Raw genomic sequence first — 24220 nt, forward strand, 5'->3', positions numbered from 1 at the left:
CGCATCACCCGACAGCACCCGAATCCGAGGAGACTCCTGTGCCCCTGGACCTGACCCCCGACCAACTGCTGTCCACCACCCGCGCGGTGCGCAAACGCCTCGACCTGGACCGCCCGGTCCCACGGTCCCTGATCGAAGAGTGCGTCGATCTGGCCACCCAGGCACCGACGGGGCGCAACCGGCAGCGCTGGCACTTCATCGTCGTCACCGACCCCGACCGGCGCCGCCTCGTCGGGGATATCTTCCGCCGCGCGCTGGCGACCGGAGGCGGGCGGCCTCCGACCGAGCGGGACCTGCCGCGCATGTTCGCCCACCCCGGCTCGATGGAACGGATCTCGGACGGCCTGCGGCACTTGCACGACAACATCCACCGTGTGCCCGCCTTCGTCGTCCCGGCCGTCGAAGGCCGGACGGAAGACGCCTCCGTACTCGACCAGTCCATGACCTGGGGGTCCATCCTCCCGGCGGTGTGGAGCTTCATGCTCGCCGCCCGTGCCCGCGGGCTGGGCACCGTGTGGACCACGGCACAGGGCCCGCTGGAAAGGGAACTCGCCGACGCGCTCGCAGTGCCCTACGACGAGGTGATGCTCGCCGCCTTCATCCCGCTGGCGTTCACCCTAGGCACCGACTTCCAGCCTGCCCGCCGGATTCCTCGGGAGCAGGTCCTGCATTGGGAACGGTGGTAGTGGGGAACTGAGCCCGTCCCGGGGAACGGCTCCCTCCGGTCTCCCGGGCCACCCGGTCTACGCGTGGTCCGGCAGTCGGCCGGTGTAAGAGCGGATGTCGTCGCCGTCGCCGTCGAGGCTCGCCGCCCACGCGGCAAGTGTCCCGGGTGAGGAGGCGTCGGCCAGTACAGCGGCGGCCAGGCCGGAGGGTTGGCCGGCGTACTCGGCGAGTTCGTGCCACTGCTCCTCGCGCATCGACAGGTACCGGAGGCCCGGTATCGCGGCGAGCAGTTCGATGTCCCTCACCTTCGCCCGGGACAGGTCCAGCCCGTACAGCCGGGGGCAGTCGCGCAGCGGGGCCAGGGAGATGGCCTCGGCCGTCTCGGCCTGCCGCACTGTCACGGCCGCCAGTGTGCGATGACCGGCCAGCGGCGCCAGCTCCGCGCCGCAGGTCACGTACGCATGGTGTACGGGAGCCCGCGCCGCCGCGTCCGCGCCGTCGGATCCAGCGTCGGCGGTGTCCCGGCAGGCCGTGTCGACGTGGCGCCGGGGCAGCCCCGTCTCGATCCGCAGCTCCCCGTCCTCGGCGGCCACGTCACATCGGTAGTCACCTCGCTCCAGCGCCGCCAGGTGCAGCCGCAGCAGCTCGGTCACCGAATCGGCCACGTACACGGGGCCGTCGTCGTGGTGCGTCCCCACCCGGATCACTTGACCCGGACGCCCGCCCTCGGCCGGGTCCATGTCCACCGCCAGGAAGTCACCACCGGTGCTCTGCGCGAAGACGATCCAGCCGCGGCGGTCGGCCGACAACCGCACGGTGGGGCGCGGCATGCCGTCGGAGAGCACCGAACCGAGCCTGTGGTCCTTCCAGGTGTTGCCCGACGCCCACCAGTGGTCCGCGTGGTGCAGGGAGACCACTTGGGGCAGGTCCAGCCAGATATGGCGGTCGATGAGCCGTAGACCGTCGTCCCCGCCGTCACCGTCGGCCACGGCGTACAGTGCGCGCAGGTCGTCCGGGAGCGGTACGCCCAACTCCCGCTCGGCGTAACCGATCTCATCGGCCGACCGGGGAACAGGCAGCGTCTGGAGTCCCGGCCCTCGCTCGAAGATCTCCTCCCGCTCGCGCAGGTACGCCGACAGCAGCCGCACCGACTCCTGCGGATCCCCCGCCTGCGTCGGGTCCGTGGGGCCGGCCTGGAGATCACCGGCGTCGGGCGGCCGGACGTCGGGGCGCAGGACGTAGACATGGCCCGCCTCTCCCGGTGCCCCGCCCGGCTGCCGCACGATCGCCCGGCTGGTCATCGCCTCGAACCGGCCGTCGGGATATACCACGAGTTCGATGGTCAGCTCGTCGGCACCGGTGTCGTCCAGCTCGAGAATTCGCGTCAGGTATTCGGGCGTGCGCATGGGTCCGGGGCGCGACCTGCCGTTGGCGAGAGTGTTGACCGCTCCGTGACCGCCCGCGCCGTGCCGGTCGGCATGGGCGCTGATCGACGCCCGCTGCCACCCCTTGGGTGCCCCCTTGGCCATGCTGTGCGCCATGCGCCGCAACAGTGCGGTGATTTCCGGATTCTGCGGGCTGGTCACGCGGCTCCCTTTCGCCGGTCGGGTCACATCGTCCTGTGTGTGGCCCATTACAGCGTCAGCCACCGACAACGAGTCCAGGTCCATGACCCTCAACACCGGCACCCGGCCGGAGCGGATGCCGGTCAGACGCGCTCCGGTGAACAGGCCGCTGCCCCGGTCGGCAGGCCGGGGCAGCGGATCAGTGGGGCAGTGGTGCAGCCGGTGCTCAGCCGGTGATCTTGAACGTGGACGCCGAGTCGTTGCGGGTCGCGACCTGACCCGGGCGGAGGTTCCGCACGGTGTTCCCCGTGAAGTTCCCGGTGCCGGTGACTCCCGAGGTGATCCAGATTCCCTGGGTCGCCGGACCGTCGATCGTGTTGGTCCTCAGGGTCGCGGTGACGCGCGTACGGTCGATGTACAGGCCCGCGCGGAGGGCTCCGCGCATGACGTTGTCGGTCATGGTCACGTTCGTGTAGGCGTCGGGATACAGCGATGTGCTCGACGGAGAGCTGATCCGTACACCGTGCCGGACGCCGTTCCAGCCGCCACCGCCGAGCAGGACGTTCCCGCTGACCGTCGCGGACTCCAGGGGGTGCCCCGTGTCGCCGAACACACCGATGTCCAGGGCGCTGTTCGACGACACACTGTTCACCAGGTTGTTCTTCATCTCGATGTCCCGCCCGCCGGCTATCCGCAGGCCGTTGGCCCACCAGGGCGCGATCGCCGTGTTGTTGAGAATCTTCGCGCCGCTCAACTGGCCGTTGGTCCCGGCGGCGCCGGAGTCGGAGTACACCGCGAAGGAGTCGTCGCCGGTACCCCGTGCGAAGTTGTTCTGGACCGTGATGTCGAGGCCGAGTTTGTCGGGGTTCTTGGTGTTGCTGTTGTTGATGTTGTACCCGTCACCGTAGGTGTCGGCGGTCCGGCTGTCGCGAATGGTGCCGCCCGTGCCCGACAGCCAGTTGGCGTCGATGTGCCGCGTCCAGAGCCGTTCGACCTGCCAGCCACCGGCACCGCTGGCGTTGATTCCGTAGTCCGAGCCGCCGGTGCCACCGACTCCGCGCCAGACGGCGTTCGTATCGATCTGGAGGTCGGTGAGTGTGGTGCCGGAGCCCACCAGGATCTGTGAGCGCCATGAGTTCGCCGGAAGGGGGACCTTGCGATACAGCGTGGTGTACCACATGCCGGCTCCCTTCACGCTGACGCCGGTGAAGTCCAGCGGCTTGGCGACCAGGCTGTTCGTCAGATACGTGCCCCGCGGGATCCACACCGACTTTCCCTGCTGCCGGGCGGCGTTCACCGTGTCCTGGATGGCGGCCGTCGAATCCTTCTGGAAGTTCGGATCCGCGCCGTTGCTGACGACCGAGATCGAGTTCGCCGGCTGGGCGAGTGCGGCTCCGACGTTCTCCAGATCGACGGAGTCGATGTCGTAGAAGGCGGCGGTGTTGGCCGCGTCCTTCTTGAGCGTGATGGTGCTGCCCGGAGCGATGGGAGCACCTGTGACCCAGACGGGGAATTCGTTGTAGAAGTGGTAGGCCTCCCCGCCCGCGTGGGGGTCGTCCGGATTCGTCGTCGCGTTGCGGTAGTTCCACGCCTGCTGGGAGCTGAGCGTGATCGCCTGGCGGAGCGTTCCGTTCACATAGAGGTTCAGCGACGCGGTGATGCCGCCGCCGTCCGGTGCGTCGGGGATCGCGGCGCGGACCACGAGGGTATTGGCGTTCTTGCCCGTGTTGTTCGGTATCGTCACCGAACTTCCGGCGCCGCTCAGCTCGACGAAGGCGTAGCCCGAGGCTTCGCTCTCCAACGAGGCCGCGGTCGGTGCCGCCCCTCCCGGCCCGATGGAGCGAACTGCCGCGCCACCGCCGAGCTTTCCCGACTCGGCTTCGACCGTCACGAAGGGCGTCGTCGCGCCGGCCGCGGCAACCGCCTTCGCGTCAGCGCCCGTTCCGCCTTCTCTCGTCGCCGCTCCCGCGTGACCTTCGGTGCCTGGTACGAAGACCAGAGCGCCGGCGGCCAGCATCGCGATGCCGGAAAGCCACATGGAGACTCGTCGGACTCTTCGGTGCATGTGTCACCTCTGGTTCGAAATTGATGTCGGGGGGATCAAAGGGCTGCGAGCGGGCCGGGCCGAAGTCGCCCGCCGCGCCGGGCACTTGACGGGGAGGTGGGGGCAGGTGCGACTGACGGCCCGGCCGCGCCGTCATGTAAATCCATCGAGTTGCGTTAGTCAATACATCTGACAGCTCGACATAGGCACAGCGGGCGGGCCTTGGGGGGTGTCGAGGCTTCGAGGTGAAGCGCCGGAGGTACACCCCGTGGAGCGGTGATTCGCCACGAGATTCGGCAGTACAGCCACTGGACCAGGCGCGATCGGCGATCGCGCCCGCTCCCGGAGATCTGGGCGAACGTCTGGTCATCGTCGGCGGGGCGGGGCTTCGCGGCGAACGCCGCCCGTTCCGACTCGCTACGAGGCGCGGGCCGGTGCACTGTCTCATTCCGAGTTCGTCCAACATATTGACAAACTTCGGTGCCGGTTCATACGTTCACATGGCAGCCGGTTCAACTCGGCCCCAGCGGAGACCGCCGCTTCTCCCGAGCCAGGACAGTTGCTTCGCCCGGCCCGCGGGCGACCCCACCCGACCCCGACCGCCGCACCCTGCCGTGCGGCGCCGATGGGAGCGCGTATCACCTTGACCAGCGACAACCGGCGAGCACTCGTCGTCCGCGGCGGATGGGACGGGCATCAGCCCGTGACCATCAGTGACGGATTCGTCCCGTTCCTGGAGGAACGGGGATTCACTGTCGAGACCTCCGAAGATCTCGCGGTGTACGAGGACGCGGAGCGCCTGGCCGCCACCGATCTGATCGTCCAGTGCTGGACCCAGGGGACCATCACCCGGGAGCAGAGCGCCAATCTCGCCGCCGCGGTGCGCGCGGGCACCGGTCTCGCGGGCTGGCACGGCGGCATCATCGACTCCTTCCACGATCACGGATACCACCTGCTGACCGGCGGCACGTTCGTGATGCACCCGCCCGGTTTCCACGACCACACCGTGCGTGTGGTGCCCGAGCGCGCCGACCACCCCGTCATCGCGGGGCTCGGCGACTTCACCGTGCACACCGAGCAGTACTGGGTGCTGACCGACCCGCACAACGACGTCCTCGCCACCACCACCTTCCCGCCGGACGAACTGCACGACCGGCCTGCGGTGATGCCCGCCGTGTGGACCAGGACCTCCGGCGCGGGACGGGTCTTCGTCTCGGCCATCGGGCACAAGCCCGACGACTTCGACGTGCCGGAAGTACGCACGCTGACCGAGAGGGGACTGCTGTGGGCGAGCCGCTGAAGCCTTTGAACATCGGCATCGTGGGCGCGGGAAAGATCAGCGGCGCCTACCTCTCCACGCTACGGAGTCTTGACTCCGTACGGCTGACCGCCGTCACCGACCTCGACGAGGACCGGGCGCGGGCCGTCGCGGAACAGGCGCGGGAACAGGACGGGGCGGACGTGGCCGTACTGCCGTCCGTGGCCGCCCTGGTGGCCAGGGACGACGTGGACGCCGTTCTCAACCTCACCATCCCGGCCGCGCACGCGGAGGTCGCCCTCGCGGCACTGCGTGCGGGCAAGCATGTGTACGGCGAGAAGCCCCTCGCGGCCAACCGCGAAGAGGCCGACGCAGTGCTGGCGGCGGCGCGCGAGACGGGACTGCGGGTCGGCTGCGCGCCCGACACCGTCCTCGGCACCGGAACCCAGACCGCGCGCAAGGCGGTGGACGACGGGCTGATCGGCAGGCCCGTCGCGGCGACCGCCTTCATGACCGGCGCGGGCCACGAGCGATGGCACCCGGACCCGGAGTTCTACTACCGGCCGGGTGGCGGGCCGTTGCTCGACATGGGGCCGTACTACCTGTCGGCCCTGGTCCACCTCCTGGGCCCGGTGGTCCGGGCGACCGGAGCGTCCTCCCGGCCGCGTGCGCGGCGCACCATCGGCAGCGGTCCGCGAGCCGGGCACACCTTCCCGGTGGAGGTGGACACGCACATCACGGGCGTGCTGGAACACGCCTCAGGCGCCCTGTCCACGCTCGTCATGAGCTTCGACGTACGCGCCGCGCGGCTGCCGCGCGTCGAGGTGCACGGCACCGACGCCTCTCTGTCCGTGCCCGACCCGAACAACTTCGAGGGTGCGGTGGAGATCCACCGGGGTGACGGCTGGGAAGCCCTGCCCCCCTCCGCCGGCTACCCGGGCGCCGGGCGCGGCACCGGCCTCGCCGATCTGGCCGAGGCCCTGTCGGACGGGCGTCCGCACCGCGCGTCGGCGGAACTCGCCGCGCACGTCCTGGACATCATGCTTACGCTCATGGACGCGGCGGACCAGGGCCGCGCGCTCCCGGTGACCAGCACCTGCGAGCGCCCCGCCCCGGTGAACGCGTCCGCCCACTGATCGACACCGCGTCCGGCCGCGCCACCCGCGACCGTCCGCACACGCTCCCAGCAATCAGGAGACATCCTTCATGCACGACGACCGGAAGCTGGTCGAAGCACGTCTGGAGCGCGTCCTCAGAGAACGCATCAGGCCGGCTGTCCACCCCGTCACGACCCCCCTGGCCGTGGAGATATGGTCCACCGCGGACGAACCCGTCCCCGTGGCCGAGGGGCTGGCGGCACCGACCACACCCATCGCCCCCGGCACACCGTGGGGCCGGCCGTGGGGAACCAGTTGGTTCAAGGTGACCGGCACCGTCCCCGCCGAGTGGGCGGGCCGTACCGTCGAGGCCGTACTCGACCTCGGGTTCACCCCCCGGACCCCGGGTTTCCAGTGCGAGGGCCTGGTCCATCTGCCCGACGGCACCCCCGTCAAGGGACTCCACCCGCGCAACGCGTACGTCCGGGTCGGCTCACCGGTGGCCGGTGGGGAGCGGGTCCACTGGCGTATCGAGGCCGCGTCCAACCCCGACCTCGACGGCAGCGGGGTGCCGTTCCGGCCGACGCCGATGGGCGACAAGGCGACGGCGGGCGACGCGCCGCAGTACGTGCTCGGCGAGATGCGGCTGGCCGTCTTCGACGAGACGGTGTGGAACCTGGTCATGGACCTGGAAGTGCTCGGCGAGCTGATGGCGGAGCTGCCCGTCGACGGGGCGCGCCGCTGGGAGATCCTGCGCGCGATCGGCCGCGCCCTGGACGCCGTCGATCTCCAGGACGTGAACGGCACGGCCGAGGCGGCGCGTGACGCGCTCGCCGATGTGCTGGCCGCCCCCGCGTCGCCCGCCGCGCACCGCATCAGTGCCGTCGGACATGCCCATATCGACTCCGCCTGGCTGTGGCCGCTGCGCGAGACGGTGCGCAAGGTGGCCCGTACGGCGTCGAACATGACGGCGCTCCTCGACGAGGAGCCGGACTTCGTCTTCACCATGTCGCAGGCCCAGCAGTACGCCTGGATCAAGGAGCACCGGCCCGAGGTGTATGCCCGGGTCAAGAAGGCCGTCGCGGACGGCAGGTTCGTGCCCGCCGGCGGGATGTGGGTGGAGTCCGACACCAACATGCCGGGGTCCGAGGCGATGGCCCGCCAGTTCGTCCACGGCAAACGTTTCTTCCTCGAAGAGTTCGGCGTCGAGAGCGACGAGGCGTGGCTGCCGGACACCTTCGGCTTCGCCGCGGGTCTGCCGCAGATCATCAGGGCCGCCGGTGCCACCCGGCTGCTCACCCAGAAGATCTCGTGGAGCCGGACCAACTCCTTCCCGCACCACACGTTCTCCTGGGAGGGCATCGACGGCAGTCGCGTCTTCACCCACTTCCCGCCGGTCGACTCGTACAACTGCGAAATGACGGGCCGTCAGATCGCCCACGCGGCACGTAACTTCAAGGAGAAGGGTGTCGCCACCCGCTCCCTCGCGCCGACCGGTTACGGGGACGGCGGGGGTGGGACCACGCGTGAGATGGTCGCCAGGGCGGCGCGGATGCGCAGTCTGGAGGGCGCGGCGCGGGTCGAGTGGGAGGCCCCGGCCGACTTCTTCGCCAAGGCCGAGGCCGAATACCCCGAACCGCCCGTGTGGGTGGGCGAGTTGTATCTCGAACTGCACCGCGCCACGCTCACCAGCCAGGCGGGGACCAAGCGGGGCAACCGGCGCAGCGAGTCGCTTCTCACCGAGGCGGAGCTGTGGGCCGCCACAGCGGCGGCGCGCACCGATATGCCGTATCCCTACGAGGAGTTGGACCGGATCTGGAAGACGGTGCTCCTGCACCAGTTCCATGACATCCTGCCCGGCTCGTCGATCGCCTGGGTGCACCGCGAGGCCCGCGAGACATACGCGCGGCTCGCCGGGGAGCTGGAGGAGATCATCGCGGGCGCGCAGCGCGCGCTCGCCGGTGCCGCGCCCGACGGCGGCGAACTTGTCTTCAACTCCGCTCCGCACAACCGCTGTTCGGTCCCGGCGGGAGGCGCGGCGACCCCGGCCGCACACGGCGACGCGGTGCCGCCCGGCCCGCGCGAAGGCGGCGGGTATGTCCTCGACAACGGCCTGCTGCGGGTCGAGATCGACGCGCGCGGCCTCGTGGTCTCCGCGTACGACCGCACCGCCGACCGGGAGGCGATCGCCCCCGGGCAGGCGGCCAACCTTCTCCAGCTCCACCCCGACTTCCCCAACCAGTGGGACGCGTGGGACGTCGACGCCTTCTACCGCAACGTCGGCAGCGACCTCACCGAGGTGTCCGAGCTGAGCGTCGAGGGCAGCTCGGTACGTGTCGAGCGGGTCTTCGGGGCGTCCCGGGTCACGCAGCTTCTGTCGGTCCCGACGCACACCAAGCGGCTCGACATCGACACCGAGGTGGACTGGCACGAGTCCGAGCGCTTCCTGAAGCTCGCCTTCCCGCTCGACGTGAAGGCCGATCGGTACGCCTCCGAGACACAGTTCGGCCATGTGTACCGGCCCACCCACCAGAACACGAGCTGGGAGTGGGCCAAGTTCGAGGCGTGCAACCACCGATTCGTGCACGTCGACGAGCCGGGCTGGGGTGTCGCGGTTGTCAACGACGCCACGTACGGCCATGACGTCACCCGCGCCGTACGCACCGGCCCCGACGCGGGTACGACGACCACCGTGCGCGCGTCGCTGCTGCGGGCCCCCCGCTACCCGGATCCCGAGACCGACCAGGGCACGCACCGGTTCCGGCACGCGCTGGTGCCGGGCGCGACGATCGGCGACGCCGTCCGCGAGGGCCACCGGGTCAACCTGCCCGAGCGCCGGGTCACCGGGGCCGCCGCCACGTCGGTCGCGCCGCTGGTGAGCGTGGACGACGACGACGTCGTGGTCAGCGCCGTGAAGCTGGCCGACGACCGCGGCGGCGACCTGGTGGTACGCCTCTACGAGGCACACGGGGGCCGGGCCCGCGCCACCGTGCGTGTCGACGGCTTCGACGCCGGCCGGGCCGTACTGACGGATCTCCTCGAACGCCCGCTCCCGGACGCCGAGCCGCCGACGACCGCCGACGGGGGTGTCGTACTCGCCCTGCGCCCGTTCCAGATGGTGACCCTGCGCCTGCCACGCGTCTGACGAGGTGCCGCCCGGGACGGCGGCCGATCAGCGTGCGTATCTCCACAGAACAGCACATGTCAGTCAGTACATGAGGAAAGAAGCGCCCGCTCATGACAGCCGGAGCCGAACACCCCGAACGCCCCAGGGCGGTATGCGTCATGGACCCCGGTACCGCCGGGCTCGTACTGCCGCCGGACCAGCGCGCCCGGCTGTCCGCGCTGGTCCGGCTCGCGCCGGACGCCGCCGGGGCCGGTCTGAGGGCCGCGCTCGCCGACGCGGAGATCCTTGTCAGCGGCTGGGGGTGCCCCCGCCTGACGGCCGATGTCCTGGCGGGGGCGCCCCGGCTGCGGGCCGTGATGCACGCCGCCGGCACCGTCAAGCCGATCGTCGGCGACGCGCTCTGGGAGCGCGGGATCGTCGTGTCGTCGGCGGCGGACGCCAACGCGGGTCCCGTCGCCTCCTGCACCGTCGCCCTCATCACCCTGGCCGCGCGCCGGACGCTGACGACGGCGGCCGGTTACGCGGGCGGATGGCCGGACTTCGCCGACCGCCGGGGCGCCGACGGGCTCACGGTCGGCGTCATCGGCGCCTCGCGTATCGGGCGCCGGGTCATCGCCGAACTGGCCAGGTCCGACGCGGGATTCCGGGTGCTGCTGAGCGATCCGTACGTCACGGACGACGACGCGCGCGGGCTCGGCGCCGAGCGGGTCTCGCTCGCCGATCTGTGCGCGCGCTCGGCGGTGGTCAGCGTCCACGCCCCGCTCCTGCCCGAGACCACGGGCCTGCTCGACGCCACGACGCTCGCGCTCATCCCCGACGGGGGCGCGCTGATCAACACCGCCCGAGGGGCCATCGTCGACACGGACGCGCTGACAGCCGAATGCGCGTCCGGCCGGCTGGAGGCGTACCTCGATGTGACGGACCCCGAACCACTGCCGCCGGGCCATCCGCTGCTGTCTCTGCCGAATGTGCTGGTCACGCCACACATAGCGGGCGCACAGGGCAGCGAGGTACGAAGGCTCGGGCAGTACGCGGTCAGCGAGGTCGCCCGATGGGTGGCGGGCGAGCCGCTGCTCGGCGAGGTCACCCGCGAAGCACTCGCGCGCCTGGCCTGACGGGCGGCGCGAGTACGTACACCGACACAGACAAGGAGGCAGGACCGCCTCAACTCCGCACGACTTGCCAACCCGGGAGTGGCCGAAGACGCCCGCCTCCCGGTGAAAGGGCTTCACATCATGACAACGCTTGACCAACCCGCCGTCCGCACGGCCGAAAAGGCCGGGCAGACGGACAAGGGCCGACTGCGGCGGCTGCGTCCGCAGAGCCACCAGGACAAGGCCCTGTTCTGGTTCCTCATACCGGGCATCGTGGTACTGCTCCTCTTCCACTACATCCCGCTGCTGGGCAACATCATCGCGTTCCAGGACTACCAGCCGTTCATCGGCATCATGCACAGCCCCTGGAGCGGCCTGGACAACTTCGATGTCATCTTCAACGGCGACGACCAGTTCCTGAAGGCGCTGGTCAACACCCTGCAACTCACCCTGATCCAGGTCGTGTTCGTCTTCCCGGTGCCGATCGTGCTGGCACTCGCGCTGAACAGCCTGGTCAGCGAACGGGTCAAGAGGTGGGTGCAGAACATCCTGTACCTGCCGCACTTCCTGTCCTGGGTGGTCATCGTCGCGCTGTTCCAGCAGATGCTGGGCGGCACCGGCATGCTCAACCTGTTCCTCCAGGCCCAGGACCTGGGCACCTGGAACATCATCGGCAACCCCGACTTCTTCCAGACACTGATCACTTCCCAGGTGATCTGGAAGGACGCCGGCTGGGGCACCATCCTCTTCCTCGCGGCCCTCTCGCGCGTCGACAGCAATCTCTACGAGGCATCCGCCATGGACGGCGCCAGCCGCTTCCGGCAGACCTGGCACGTCACCCTGCCCGCCCTGCGCGGCCTGGTGATCCTGCTGCTCATCCTGCGCCTCGGCGACGCCCTGTCCGTGGGCTTCGAGCAGATCCTGCTCCAGCAGACCGCCGTCGGCCTGGACAGCAGCGAGGTACTGGACACCTACGTCTTCAACAACGGTGTCGTCGGCGGGCAGTGGGGTGTGGCCGCCGCTGTCGGCCTGGTCAAGGGCGTGGTCGGCATCCTGCTCGTGCTGGGCGCCAACAAGGTCGCCCATCTGTTCGGCGAAGAAGGTGTCTACCGATCATGACAACGATGTCTGAGACCCGCCCCGTACGCGGCGGGAAGCAGCGCGGTTCCTACAGCGCCATCCCCGGCGAGAGCCCCGGCTCCCCGCCGTGGCGCGCCCTGAAGTCGCTGCTCCTGCTGGTCTGCGTGCTCCTGGTCCTGGTGCCCTTCCTCGCGATCATCTCGACCTCGATCGCCGACCCCGCCCAGATCACCAAGGCCGGTGGCTTCGTGCTCTGGCCCGACAACCCGTCCTTCGAGTCGTACTCGGCGCTGCTCTCCGGCGGCCTGGTGTCCAAGGCGATGACGGTGAGCGTCGGGGTCACCGTGGTCGGTACCGCGCTGAGCCTCGTCACCTCCATCATGCTGGCGTACGGGCTGAGCCGGCCCGGCTCCTTCGGGCACAAGCCGGTGCTGATGCTGCTGCTGATGTCCCTGCTGTTCGTGCCGGGTGTCATCCCGACCTATCTGATGGTCAAACAGCTCGGCCTGATCAACAGCTACTGGTCACTGATCCTGCCCACCATGATCAACGCGTTCAACGTGATCGTGCTGCGCTCCTTCTTCATGAGCCTGCCCCGTGAGCTGATCGACGCCGCCCGTATCGACGGCGCGTCCGAGTGGTCGATCCTCACCAGAATCGTGATCCCGCTGTCCAAGGCGTCCATCGGCGTCATCGGCCTCTTCTACGCCGTGACGTACTGGAACGCCTTCTTCAACGCCCTGCTGTTCATGAACGACGCGGCCAAGTGGCCCATGCAGCTCGTGCTGCGCACCTACGTGGTCAACAACGCCTCGCTCAGCGGCGGCCAGATCGACGTCGCCGCGGGGGCGCCGGTGCCGCCCGCCCAGTCGCTCCAGGCGGCGATCCTCGTACTGTCGATCGTGCCGATCGTGCTCATCTACCCCTTCGTTCAGCGCCATATGAACAAGGGCGTCATGATCGGAGCGGTGAAGGGATGACCATGAAGCCACCACTCAACCGCCGCGGCTTCCTCGCCTCGACCCTCGGCGTCGGCGCCGGACTGGCCCTCACCGGCTGCGGCGACTTCAAGCCCAGGCCCGCCCAACTGGCCAACGCGAACGCGACGTTGCCCACGTACATCCAGTACAAGGGCGTGGCGACGTCGATGCCCGCCACGCAGGACGGCGTCTCCGCCGGCTACCAGCGCTTCCCGGCCGATCCGCCCAAGGCGTTCCCGGACGGCCCGCCCGCCAAGGGCCCCGGCATCAGCATCATGAACCTGATCTTCAACCCGGTGCCGCCGCCGGTGGAGAACAACGTGATGTGGCAGGCCCTCAACAAGTACATCGGCTGCGACATCAACTTCGAGATCACCCCGGTCGGTGACTATCCGCAGAAGTTCGCGGTGACGCTCGCGGGTGGCGACCTGCCGGACACGATGCTGATGCTGCCCTCGGACCAGAACAGCGCCGCCACCCCGGACATGCTGTACACCCTGTTCGAAGACCTCACCCCGCACCTGTCCGGCGACAACATCCGGGACTACCCCTACCTCGCCAACATCCCCACCGACTCCTGGCGCCCCTGCGTACGCAACGGCGGGATCTACGCCCTCCCCATGCCCCGCCCGGTCTCCGGCGGCCCCCTCTACACCCGGCTCGACCTGTTCAAGAAGAAGGACCTCGACCCGAACCCGAAGACCTGGCGCGAGTTCGTCCAGCTCTGCAAGGACATCACCGACCCCAAGGCCCATCAGTACGCCCTCGGCGACCCCGTCACCACATGGAACCTCGTGATGCAGATGCTCGGCGCGCCCAACTGGTGGCGCGAGGAGCGGGGCAGATTCACGCACCAGTGGGAGACCGATGAGTGCAAGCAGGCCATGGACGCGGTGAACCAGCTCAAGAAGGCGGGCGTCATGCACCCGGACGCCTTCGCCATCAAGGGCAAGTTCAAGGAGTGGTTCGGCAACGGCCAGATCGTCATGCACCCCGACGCTCCCGTGGCGTGGAACGAGCTGTACACCACGTACGGGGCCGTCTCCAAGGGCCTGGACATCGGCTACATGCTGACGCCCGACTGGGACGCCGGCACCACCGGGGGCCAGTGGCAGGGCCGGGCCAACTACGCCACGCTCATCGTCAAGAAGGCCCCCAAGGCGCGCATAAAGCAGATCCTGCGTGCCATGAACGCCCTCGCCGCGCCTTTCGGCACCGACGGATATCTGCTGCGCAAGTACGGCGTGCGGGGCCCCGACCACACCCTGAAGGGATCGGATCCGATCCCCACGCCGCAGGGCACGGCCGAGACGTATCTGCCGACGATCTTCGCCACCGACTCGCCGTTCACGCTCTACTACCCGCAGAAGCCGGAGATCGTGCCCGACCAGTACGCCTTCCAGCAGGAAGCCGTCAAGCGGTTGATCCCCAACCCCGCCGAGGCGCTGTACTCGGCGACGGACGCCAAGATGTCCAAGCTGTTCTTCGCGACGCTCGACAGCCTGCGGATGGGCATCATGCAGGGCCGCGACGACCTCGGTGAGTGGGACGGCGCGGTGAAGAACTGGCGGCAGAAGGCGGGCGACCAGATGCGCGCCGAGTACGAGCAGGCATGGGAGGCCCGTAACTCATGAACCGCACCCCCTCGCAGGCCCGCGCGCACTGGGAGCAGACCGCGGACCGCATGCTGCTCGCCGTACGGCCGTACGCCGCCGCCGGGCACGAACTGATCCACCTGCCAGGTACGCCGAGCCACAGCGGCGCCCACAGCGACGGCCTCGAGGGGTTCGCCCGCACGTTCCTGCTGGCCGGTTTCCGGCTGGCGGGGGCGGCGGGCGCGGACCCGCACGACCTCGCCGGGTGGTACGCGGCCGGCCTCGCCGCCGGCACCGACCCTTCGAACCCGGACCGCTGGCCCACCTTCGCCGAGTGCAACCAGGCCAAGGTGGAGGCGGCGTCCGTCGCGCTGGCGCTGCACGAGACCCGGCCGTGGATCTGGGACCGCCTCGACGAAGTGGTCAGGGAACGGATCCTCAACTGGCTGGCCCCGATGGTCGGCGACCTGATGCCCGGCAACAACTGGATCTGGTTCCAGGGCATCACCGAGGCGTTCGCCCGTACGGCCGGAGGCCGGTGGCGCCAGCAGGACCTGGACCGGACCATCGCGCTCACCGACGGCTGGTACGCGGGCGACGGCTGGTACTCCGACGGCCTCACCGGCGCCGGGCACCGCAACTTCGACCACTACAACGGCTGGGCGATGCACCTGTACCCGCTGTGGTTCTGCCGCATCCTCGGCGACGCGGCGCCCGACGGGCTGCTGGAGCGCTACCGGGACCGGCTGCGGCGGTTCCTCGAGGACCAGCGGCTGCTCGTCGGCGCCAACGGCTCACCGCTGATCCAGGGCCGCTCGCTCACCTACCGGCACGCGGCACTGGCGCCGGTGTGGACCGGCGCCCTGTTCGACGCCACCCCGCTGGCGCCGGGCGAGACCCGGGAGATCGCGACCCGTATGCTCGACCACTTCACCGAGCACGGGGCCGTCAACGACGAAGGGCTGCTCACCCTCGGCTGGCACCGGCCCTACCGGGGCATCCTCCAGGTCTACTCGGGGCCCGCGTCCCCGTACTGGGCGAGCAAGGGCTTCATCGGTCTCGCCCTGCCGCCGGACCATCCCGTGTGGACCGAGGAGGCGACCGGGCTCGCCGTCGAACAGGGCGATTTCGGGCGGGCGTTGGCCGCACCCGGCTGGCTCGTCTCCGGCACCGCGTCGGACGGCGTCGTACGGGTCGTCAACCACGGCGGCGACCACACCGACCCGGCACGGCCGCACGCCGACGACCCCTCGTACGCGCGCTTCGCCTACTCCACCCACACCGCCGCCGAGACCCCCGGCGACCCCACCGTCCCGGGCGGCGGCGCGCGGGCGGACCCGCTCGACAACGCGGTCGTGCTGCTGGACGCGGCCGGCCGCGCCTCCCACCGGCGCCCCGCCACCAGAATCTCCATCGACGGTGCCACGGCCGTCTCGCGCTCGCGCGCGCACTGGCTCGACGACGCCACCTGGGATGTGTTCGGCGGCCCCGACACCGACTACCGGCTCGGCCCGTGGATCACGGTCGGTTCCGCGCTGCGCGGTTCGGTCGAGGTACGGGCCGTGCGCGTCGACGGTGACCCCGGGGCCGGACATGTGCTGCGTATCGGCGGCTGGGCGCTCGCCGTCGATACGGGCTCCGCGCCCGCGCCCGGCCCCGTCGACGGCGGGACCGCCCGGGTCGAGGGCGTCGGCGGCCTGGTCTCCCTCGTCGTCGGCGCGCGGGGCCTGCCGAACGCCTCCGTGGTGACCGGCACCGACAGCAACGCCCTCGGCGCCGCCTCCGCCACACCCGTCGTGGAGAGCGCGGGTCCCGTCGCCCACGGCACCGTACACATCGCCCTCGTCCACCTCGGCGGCGCCGATCCCACCGCCCTGCCCGAGGTCACCACCGGTGCCGAGGGCACCACCCTGCTCGTGGACGTGGCCTGGCCGCAGGGCGTACGGGACACCGTCCGGCTCCCCGCTCCCGGCCCCGACTCCCCCACCGCGTACGGCCCTTGGAAGGACCAGCACCGTGCATGACGACCGCCGGATCATCGAGACACGGATCCGCAAGCTGCTCGACCGGGTGGTCCGCCCCGCCCTCTACAGCGCCGTCCGCCCCCTCACACTGAGCACCTGGCACGTCGACGGCGAACCGGTCCCCGTGTCCGACGCCCTGCGTGCCGACTACGAGCCGTTCACCCTCGGCTCGACCTGGGGCGGTCCGTGGGCGACGACCTGGATGCGGGCGAGCGCCGACATACCCGAGGAGTGGTCGGGGCGCCGGGTCGAGGCCGTCTTCGACCTCGGGTTCGATCTGACCAAGGGGCCCGGCGGCCAGGCGGAGGGCCTGGTCCACGACGCCCAGGGCGCTCCGCTCCAGGGCCTGCACCCGTACAGCCGCAGCGTGCTGCTCGCCGACTCCGCCACCGGCGGCGACCGGGTCGACCTGCTGATCGAGCTGGCCGCCAACCCGCCCATCGTCGCCAGCGCCGGTCTGCACATCCACCACGGTTCGCTTCAGACGGCGGGCACCGAGCACATCTACCGGCTGGAACAGGCCGAGATCGCGGTGCGCGAGGACGACGTATGGCACCTCATCCACGACATCGAGGTGCTGGACGAGCTGATGCACGAGCTGCCGGTCGGCTCCTCCCGGCGCCACGAGATCCTGTACGCGCTGCGCCGCGCGGCCGACGCGATCGTCGCGGGCGATGTGGCGGGCACCGCGGCCGAGGCCCGGCGCCGGCTCGCCGACGTACTGTCGCGGCCCGCGCACGCCTCGGCGCACACGCTCGCCGCGGTCGGCCACGCCCATATCGACTCGGCGTGGCTGTGGCCGGTCCGCGAGACCGTCCGCAAGTGCGCGCGTACGTTCACCAACATGACCACGCTGGCCGAGGAGTACCCGGAGCTGGTCTTCGCCTGCTCCTCCGCGCAGCAGTACGCCTGGATGAAGGAACAGCGCCCGGAGATCTTCGCCCGTATGAAGAAGGCGGCGGCCGACGGCAACTGGGCCCCGGTGGGCGGCATGTGGGTGGAGGCCGACGGCAATCTCCCCGGCGGCGAGGCGCTGGCCCGCCAACTCGTCTACGGGCGGCGCTTCTTCGCGCAGGAGTTCGGCATCGAGCAGCACGGTGTCTGGCTGCCCGACTCGTTCGGATACACCGCCGCCTACCCCCAGCTCGCCAAGCTGGCCGGGGCCCGGTGGTTCCTCACCCAGAAGCTCTCCTGGAACGAGACGAACAAGCTCCCGCACCACACCTTCGACTGGGAGGGCATCGACGGGACGCGTATCTTCACCCACTTCCCGCCCGTCGACAGCTACAACGCCTCACTCACTGCGGCCGAACTCGCCCACGCGGAGAGCAACTTCGCGGACAAGGGGGTGGCGACCCGCTCACTGGTCCCGTTCGGCTACGGCGACGGCGGTGGCGGGCCCACCCGTTCGATGCTGGAGAAGGCCCGCCGGCTGCGCGACCTCGAGGGCTCGCCCAAGGTCGTGGTCGAGGCTCCCGACACGTTCTTCGCGACGGCCCGTGCCGAGCGCGACCAACTCCCCGTATGGCGCGGCGAGTTGTATCTGGAGAACCATCGCGGCACCTACACCAGCCAGGCCCGCACCAAGCGCGGCAACCGGCGCGGCGAGGCGCTGCTGCGTGAGGCCGAACTGTGGGCCGCCACCGCCGCCGTCCAGGCCGGGGCGCCCTACCCGTACGAGCAACTGGAGTCGCTGTGGCGGCGGGTCCTGCTCAACCAGTTCCACGACATCCTGCCCGGCTCGTCCATCGCCTGGGTGCACCGGCAGGCCGAGCGCGAGTACGCGCAGATCCACGCCGAACTCGAAGCGCTGATCGCCGACGCGGTCGGCCGTCTGCCCGGAGAACCCGCGCTCCTCAACGCCGGACCGTACGCGCGCCGCGAGGTCGCGGTCGTCGCCGACGCCGGGTTCACCGGCGGGCAGCGCCTGTCCGACGGGCGTACGGCGGTCCTCGCCGAGGTCGCGCCGCTGGCCTCCGGCGGGAGCGCGGACACACCCCGGGGAGCTGTCACCGCCCGCGCCCGGGACGCGGGGTTCGTCATCGACAACGGGGTACTGACGGTCGTCGTGGACCGGCGCGGCCTGCTCACCTCGGTCTACGACCACTCGGCACGGCGCGAGGCGATCGCGCCCGGCGCCGCGGGCAACCTCCTCCAGCTCCACCCCGACGACCCCAATCTGTGGTCGGCGTGGAACATCGACTCGTACTACCGCGACACCGTGCGCGATCTGGACGAGGCCGAGTCGGTGACTCTGGTGGACGAAGGACCGCTGCTGGCGTCGGTCCGGGTCGAACGCGCCCATGGATCCTCGCGGTTCGTCCAGCACATCGAGATCGCCGCCGAGAGCCGGCAGGTGACCGTCCGCAACGACATCGACTGGCAGGAGCGCGACACCGTACTGAAGGCGGCCTGGCCGCTCGACGTGCACGCGGAACGGGAGAGCGCCGAGATCCAGTTCGGCCATGTGCAGCGGCCCACCCACGAGAACACGAGCTGGGACGCGGCACGCTTCGAGCTGTGGGCGCACCGCTGGGTGCATGTCGGCGAGCGGCACTGGGGCGCCGCCCTGCTCAACGACTCCACCTACGGGCACGACGTCGGCCGCGACACACGCGACGGCGGCGGGACCACCACGACGGTGCGGCTCTCCCTCCTGCGGTCCCCGCACAGCCCCGACCCGGGGGCCGACCGGGGCCGGCACAGCTTCAGCTACGCACTGCTGGCGGGGGCGGGGATCGAGGAGGCGATCGCCGGAGGTTACGCGCTGAATCTGCCCTTGCGCCCCGCCCCGGCCGACGCCCGGCCCCTGGTCCGGATCGACACCACCGATGTGGTCGTGGAGTCGGTGAAGCTGGCGGACGACCGCGGCGGTGACATCGTGGTACGTCTGTACGAAGCGTGCGGCGGAGCGGTCTCGGCTCGTCTGTCCGCGGGCTTTCCCCTCGCCGCCGCCTTCGACTGCGACCTGTTGGAGCAGCCGGAGCGCGAGCCGGCCCTCACCTGTGACGACGGATCCGTGGACCTGCGGTTCCGGCCCTTCCAGATCCGCACCCTGCGGCTGCGTCCCGCGCTGGAACAGGGGAGGTCGTCCGAACCCTCGGACGGCTGAGCACGGCGCGGCCCGCGCACGCGCCCACGTCGTACCATTCCAACGATCTGTTGCCTTCGGAGCGGCGGCGCAGTACGGCCGCCGCTCACCCGAGGCGGGGAGAGGCACGTTGACCACCAACACAGTGAGACCTGAGAAGAACCCTGTGAGATCCGAGAAGCGCACGATCCGGCGCGGCACCAATCTGCCGCGCATGGGGGACTTCAACGAGTCGGTGATTCTCGACGCGATCCGCCGGCACCCGGCGGGTCTGAGCCGGGTCGAACTCGCCCAGGCCACCGGCCTGTCCGCGCAGACCGTTTCGAACATCACGCGCCGGCTGCTCGACCAGGGCGTGGCCCGTGAATCGGGGAAGCAGAACACGGGCAGTGGAAAGCCCCGTACCCTCCTCGAGATCGTCGCGACGTCCCGCTACGCCGTGGGGGTCCATCTGGACCCCGCTGTGATCACCTGCGTCCTGGTGGATCTTCTCGGCACGGTGGTGGGCCATCGCAGCCAGCGGACCCCCAGTGGCCGTGACACCGACGGAACGGTCGCGGACATGGCCGCCTCGGTGCGCTCGCTCGTGGCGGAGTCGGGGATCGACGAGACGCGGGTTCTGGGCCTGGGCATCGCCGCGCCGGGGCCCATAGACGCGGCCGCGGGCTGGGTGGTCGATCCGCCGGAGCTGCCCGGCTGGGGCAGCTACCCGCTGCGCGACCGACTCAGCGAGGCGACCGGGCTCCCGGCGCTCCTCGACAAGGACGTCACGGCCGCGGTCGTGGCGGAGCGCTGGGCGGGGGCGGCCACCGAGAGCCGCAATCTGCTCTTCTTCTACCTCGGCACCGGCTCCGGGATGGGGCTGGTGGTGGACGACACCGTGCTGCGCGGTGTCTCCGGGAACGCGGGCGAGGTCGGCGGACTCGGCGCGGCCTGCTCGACGCGGACGCTCGTGGACGAGGCCATCGCCCTGGGTGTGCTCGGTGCCGAGTACACGGTGCTGGATCCGGCCGACGCCCAGCGCGGTCTGGAGCGGCTGGCGCGGCTCGCCGCCGAGGGGGACGCACAGGCGGACGGCATCATCGAGCGCCTGGCCATCCGCATCGGCCGGGGAGTCTGTGCCGCGGGGACGCTGCTGGACGTCGACACCATTGTCTTCGGCGGGCCGACATGGCTCGTACTCGCGCACCGTCTGCTGGCGACCATCGAGCCGATGGTCGCGCGCTCACCGTTCGTCAGGGCGACCCATCCGACGACGGTCCTGTCGACCACACTGGGCGAGAACGTGGCGGCGGTGGGAGCGGCGTCCCTGGTCCTCGACCAGGCGCTCTCCGCCCAGCCCAGGTCGCTGCTGCTGGGGTGAACCCCTGCGAGGCCGGGCGGTACGGGGGCGGGTGGGCCGGGGGCCATGACGCGCATCTCCACCAGAGAGAAGCCGGAACCGGCCGGACCACCGGCCGGCACTGGGGTTCGAAATGCGAGAACGAATCAATCCCAGAACATGGGGCGATGCCACCCGGATGCGCCATCCGTGCCGGACGGCGCATCGGCGGTCCTCGAAGGGCGAATCCGGCCGACTTTCCCTAGGCTGCTTATGTCGGGCTTTCCCGTCCGGCCTCTTTCGGTCTTGTGCCACAGTCCGGCGCGGAGGGGAATCGGGACACTCATGAGCATCATCGAGGCTTCCTCCGACGTGGATGTTCCGATCCGCGTGGCGTACAACCAGTGGACGCAATTCGAGAGCTTCCCCCGTTTCATGGACGGGGTGCGACGTATCGACCGGCCGCAGTCGTCGATGACCCACTGGGTGACCCGACTCGGGCCGATGACCCATGAGTTCGACGCGGAGATCGTGGAGCAGCGCCCCGACGATCGGGTCACCTGGCGGAGCCTGGGCCGGCCCGTTCATTCGGGCACCGTGACATTCGTGGAACTCGACGAGGAATGTGTACGGGTGACGCTGCGGATCACCTACGAACCGCACGGATTCGTGGAGCGCGCCGGTGACGCGCTGGGCGTCGTTCGTCGCCGGGTGCGCGACGACCTCAAATCCTTCAAGGAATACATCGAGGGCCAGGGGCGAGAGACCGGCGAGTGGCGCGGCACGATCAGCGACAGCCGTGTCCGGCCGAACTCGGGACAGAAACATCCGCAGGTTCCCAACTGGCCGACAGGCTGAGGCGAAAGGCTATTTGGTGAAGAGGCGACCGCGACCGACCGAGGAACCTGGCGAAAACGAACTTGAGATCACTCCGCCCAAGAAGTGGGGGGCGGGCGTTCCCGCTGTCGCGCACGCGATGAACTATTCCCTCTCGCAGACCTCGGCCCGCAATACCGCCGTGACGCTGCTGCACATCAACCAGGTCGAGGGTTTCGACTGTCCCGGCTGTGCCTGGGCGGACCCCAAGCCGGGGAGCCGGCACCGTAACGAATACTGCGAGAACGGCGCCAAGCACGTCAATGACGAGGCGACCACACGGCGGGTCACAGCCGACTTCTTCCGTCGTCATTCGGTGTGCGAGCTGGCCGGCAAATCGGACCGGTGGCTCAATCAGCAGGGGCGGCTCACCGAACCCATGGTGAAGCGGCCGGGCTCCGACCACTACGAGCCGATCAGTTGGCACGAGGCGCTGGGGCTGATCGCCGACGAGCTGCACGGCCTGGACTCACCCGACGAAGCGGTCTTCTACACCTCGGGACGGGCCGGCAACGAGGCGGCTTTCACCCTCCAGCTTTTCGCCCGCGCGTTCGGCACCAACAACCTCCCCGACTGTTCCAACATGTGCCACGAGTCGAGTGGCGCCGCTCTGCACCAGACGCTGGGCACCGGCAAGGGCAGTGTGAGCCTGTCGGACCTCCACCACGCCGAGCTGATTCTCATCCTGGGCCAGAACCCCGGCAGCAATCATCCCCGGATGCTCTCGGCGCTGGAGGAGTGCAAGCTCAGGGGCGGCCATATCGTCGCGGTCAACCCGCTGCCGGAGGCGGGCCTGACGCGGTTCAAGAATCCGCAGACCCCGCGCGGTGTGGTGGGCCCCGGAACCGTGATCGCCGACGAGTTCCTGCAGATCCGGCTCGGCGGTGACCTCGCCCTCCTCCAGGCGCTGAATCTGCTGCTGCTTCAGGCGGAGGACGCCGCGCCCGGCACCGTGCTCAACCGCGCCTTCATCGACTCGCACACCAAGGACTTCGGGGAGTTCGCCGAGCACATCCGTTCAACGGTCTCCTGGCCCGACGTCCTCACCGCCACCGGACTGACCCGTGCCGACATCGAGCGGCTGCGTGACGCCGTCCTCGAGAGCGAACGCGTCGTCGTCTGCTGGGCGATGGGACTGACCCAGCAGAAGCACGGTGTGGCCACCATCCGGGAGGTGGTGAACTTCCTGCTGCTGCGCGGGAACATCGGCAAGCCGGGGGCCGGGCCGTGTCCGGTGCGTGGCCACAGCAACGTACAGGGCGACCGGACCATGGGTATCTGGGAGCAGATGCCCGAAGCGTTCATGGAGGCCCTGGGCCGCGAGTTCTCGTTCGAGCCCCCGGCCGCGCACGGTCTGGACACGGTGAATTCCATCAGGGCGATGCTCGACGGGCGGGTGAAGTTCTTCCTCGGCCTCGCGGGCAACTTCGTACGGGCCACTCCCGACAGCCAGGTCACCGAGGGCGCGTTGCGCGGCTGCCGTCTCACCGCGCAGATCTCGACCAAGCTGAACCGTTCGCACATGGTCTGCGGCGATACGGCGCTGATCCTTCCCACGCTCGGCCGCAGCGAGAAGGACATCCAGGCGGGCGGGGAGCAGTTCATCACCGTCGAGGACTCGATGAGCGAGGTCCACAGCTCCCACGGACGCCTTGAGCCCGCCTCGAAGCATCTGCTCAGCGAGGTGGCCATCCTGTGCCGGCTGGCCCGCAGAACACTCGGCGACCGGGTGGACGTGCCCTGGGAGGAGTTCGAGGCGGACTACGGAACGATCCGGGACCGTATCGCCCGGGTGGTACCGGGGTTCGACAACTACAACGCGCGAGCGGTCCGGCCCGGTGGCTTCCTGCTGCCGAACCCGGTCAACGAAGGGATCTTCCCCACCGAGGTCGGGAAGGCGCTGTTCACCCGCAACGCGTTCGAGATGCTGACCGCCCCCGAAGGGCATCTCATTCTTCAGACGCTGCGCTCACACGACCAGTGGAACACCGTCCCGTACACCACGAACGACCGCTACCGCGGCATCCACGGCTCGCGGCGGATCGTGATGGTCAACCAGGGCGACCTGGACTCGCTCGGCCTGCGCGACGGCGACCAGGTCGACCTGGTCAGCGTCTGGCACGACGACGTCGAGCGCCGCGCCGAGGGCTTCCGGCTGGTCGCCTACCCGACCCCGGCCGGCTGCGCCGCCGCGTACTACCCGGAGACCAATGTGCTGGTGCCGCTGGACAGTGTGGCCGACGTCAGCAACACGCCGACGTCGAAGGGCGTCGTGATCCGGCTGGAGCCGGTACGTGAGGGAACCACGGTCCAGCGATGACGCTCGGTCGTCGCCGCCGATGTCGACGGTGAAGCCGTCGGCGTCGGCCGTGGGCGACGGGCACCCGGTGAACTGACGCGTC

The 24220-nt window shown here is 70.0% G+C and carries 15 protein-coding genes; 13 read left to right on the forward strand and 2 right to left on the reverse strand.

The features are described from left to right. Positions 1 to 38 precede the first annotated feature (38 nt). Positions 39 to 686: a nitroreductase family protein gene (locus OG329_RS01335; RefSeq protein WP_405791935.1), complete on the forward strand. Its 648-nt coding sequence runs from the start codon at positions 39 to 41 to the stop codon at positions 684 to 686. Between the two features lie 57 nt (positions 687 to 743). On the opposite strand, the gene OG329_RS01340 is transcribed toward OG329_RS01335, so the two are convergent. Next, on the reverse strand, positions 744 to 2252 hold the full coding sequence (locus OG329_RS01340; RefSeq protein ID WP_405791937.1) for an SMI1/KNR4 family protein: 1509 nt from the start codon (positions 2250 to 2252) through the stop codon (positions 744 to 746). 205 nt (positions 2253 to 2457) lie between these two features. After that, positions 2458 to 4269 (reverse strand): glycosyl hydrolase family 28-related protein, encoded by a 1812-nt coding sequence (locus OG329_RS01345; protein ID WP_405791939.1) that lies wholly within the window; start codon positions 4267 to 4269, stop codon positions 2458 to 2460. Between the two features lie 631 nt (positions 4270 to 4900). On the opposite strand from OG329_RS01345, the gene OG329_RS01350 reads away from it, so the two are divergent. The 12 genes from OG329_RS01350 to OG329_RS01405 all read left to right on the forward strand — a co-directional run bounded on the left by OG329_RS01350 (position 4901) and on the right by OG329_RS01405 (position 24138). Further along, entirely contained in the window at positions 4901 to 5575 is a 675-nt protein-coding gene (locus tag OG329_RS01350) for a ThuA domain-containing protein (protein WP_405791941.1), read from the forward strand. Then, a complete protein-coding gene (locus OG329_RS01355) occupies positions 5560 to 6669 on the forward strand; it encodes a Gfo/Idh/MocA family protein (protein ID WP_405791943.1) in 1110 nt (369 codons plus the stop codon). Before OG329_RS01350 ends, OG329_RS01355 begins: the two co-directional genes overlap by 16 nt. A gap of 70 nt (positions 6670 to 6739) precedes the next feature. Next, positions 6740 to 9775, forward strand: coding sequence for an alpha-mannosidase (locus OG329_RS01360; protein ID WP_405791945.1), 3036 nt, complete (start codon positions 6740 to 6742; stop codon positions 9773 to 9775). 92 nt (positions 9776 to 9867) lie between these two features. Continuing rightward, entirely contained in the window at positions 9868 to 10872 is a 1005-nt protein-coding gene (locus tag OG329_RS01365) for a hydroxyacid dehydrogenase (RefSeq protein WP_405791946.1), read from the forward strand. 120 nt (positions 10873 to 10992) lie between these two features. Next, on the forward strand, positions 10993 to 11970 hold the full coding sequence (locus OG329_RS01370) for an ABC transporter permease (RefSeq protein ID WP_405791948.1): 978 nt from the start codon (positions 10993 to 10995) through the stop codon (positions 11968 to 11970). After that, positions 11967 to 12911 (forward strand): carbohydrate ABC transporter permease, encoded by a 945-nt coding sequence (locus OG329_RS01375; RefSeq protein ID WP_405791950.1) that lies wholly within the window; start codon positions 11967 to 11969, stop codon positions 12909 to 12911. The genes OG329_RS01370 and OG329_RS01375 overlap by 4 nt, the downstream gene beginning before the upstream one ends. A gap of 2 nt (positions 12912 to 12913) precedes the next feature. Further along, positions 12914 to 14545, forward strand: coding sequence for a substrate-binding domain-containing protein (locus OG329_RS01380; RefSeq protein WP_405791952.1), 1632 nt, complete (start codon positions 12914 to 12916; stop codon positions 14543 to 14545). Further along, entirely contained in the window at positions 14542 to 16530 is a 1989-nt protein-coding gene (locus OG329_RS01385) for a DUF2264 domain-containing protein (protein WP_405791954.1), read from the forward strand. The genes OG329_RS01380 and OG329_RS01385 overlap by 4 nt, the downstream gene beginning before the upstream one ends. Further along, a complete protein-coding gene (locus tag OG329_RS01390) occupies positions 16523 to 19642 on the forward strand; it encodes an alpha-mannosidase (RefSeq protein ID WP_405791956.1) in 3120 nt (1039 codons plus the stop codon). Before OG329_RS01385 ends, OG329_RS01390 begins: the two co-directional genes overlap by 8 nt. 193 nt (positions 19643 to 19835) lie before the next feature. Further along, complete coding sequence (locus OG329_RS01395; protein ID WP_405801608.1) at positions 19836 to 20984, forward strand: ROK family transcriptional regulator; 1149 nt, start codon at positions 19836 to 19838, stop codon at positions 20982 to 20984. Between the two features lie 303 nt (positions 20985 to 21287). Further along, on the forward strand, positions 21288 to 21800 hold the full coding sequence (locus tag OG329_RS01400) for an SRPBCC family protein (RefSeq protein ID WP_405791958.1): 513 nt from the start codon (positions 21288 to 21290) through the stop codon (positions 21798 to 21800). A gap of 16 nt (positions 21801 to 21816) precedes the next feature. Beyond that, a complete protein-coding gene (locus OG329_RS01405; protein WP_405791960.1) occupies positions 21817 to 24138 on the forward strand; it encodes an FdhF/YdeP family oxidoreductase in 2322 nt (773 codons plus the stop codon). Positions 24139 to 24220: the final 82 nt, after the last annotated feature.

This window comes from Streptomyces sp. NBC_01506, from assembly GCF_045040295.1.
Lineage (GTDB): Bacteria > Actinomycetota > Actinomycetes > Streptomycetales > Streptomycetaceae > Streptomyces.

Excerpts from the sequence above, each read along its gene's own strand:
- OG329_RS01375 (WP_405791950.1), top strand. The coding sequence starts at position 11,967 with ATGACAACGATGTCTGAGACCCGCCCCGTACGCGGCGGGAAGCAGCGC.
- OG329_RS01395 (WP_405801608.1), top strand. The coding sequence starts at position 19,836 with ATGGGGGACTTCAACGAGTCGGTGATTCTCGACGCGATCCGCCGGCAC.
- OG329_RS01400 (WP_405791958.1), top strand. The coding sequence starts at position 21,288 with ATGAGCATCATCGAGGCTTCCTCCGACGTGGATGTTCCGATCCGCGTG.
- OG329_RS01365 (WP_405791946.1), top strand. The coding sequence starts at position 9,868 with ATGACAGCCGGAGCCGAACACCCCGAACGCCCCAGGGCGGTATGCGTC.
- OG329_RS01360 (WP_405791945.1), top strand. The coding sequence starts at position 6,740 with ATGCACGACGACCGGAAGCTGGTCGAAGCACGTCTGGAGCGCGTCCTC.
- OG329_RS01345 (WP_405791939.1), bottom strand. The coding sequence starts at position 4,269 with ATGTGGCTTTCCGGCATCGCGATGCTGGCCGCCGGCGCTCTGGTCTTC.
- OG329_RS01350 (WP_405791941.1), top strand. The coding sequence starts at position 4,901 with ATGGGAGCGCGTATCACCTTGACCAGCGACAACCGGCGAGCACTCGTC.
- OG329_RS01380 (WP_405791952.1), top strand. The coding sequence starts at position 12,914 with ATGAAGCCACCACTCAACCGCCGCGGCTTCCTCGCCTCGACCCTCGGC.
- OG329_RS01370 (WP_405791948.1), top strand. The coding sequence starts at position 10,993 with ATGACAACGCTTGACCAACCCGCCGTCCGCACGGCCGAAAAGGCCGGG.
- OG329_RS01385 (WP_405791954.1), top strand. The coding sequence starts at position 14,542 with ATGAACCGCACCCCCTCGCAGGCCCGCGCGCACTGGGAGCAGACCGCG.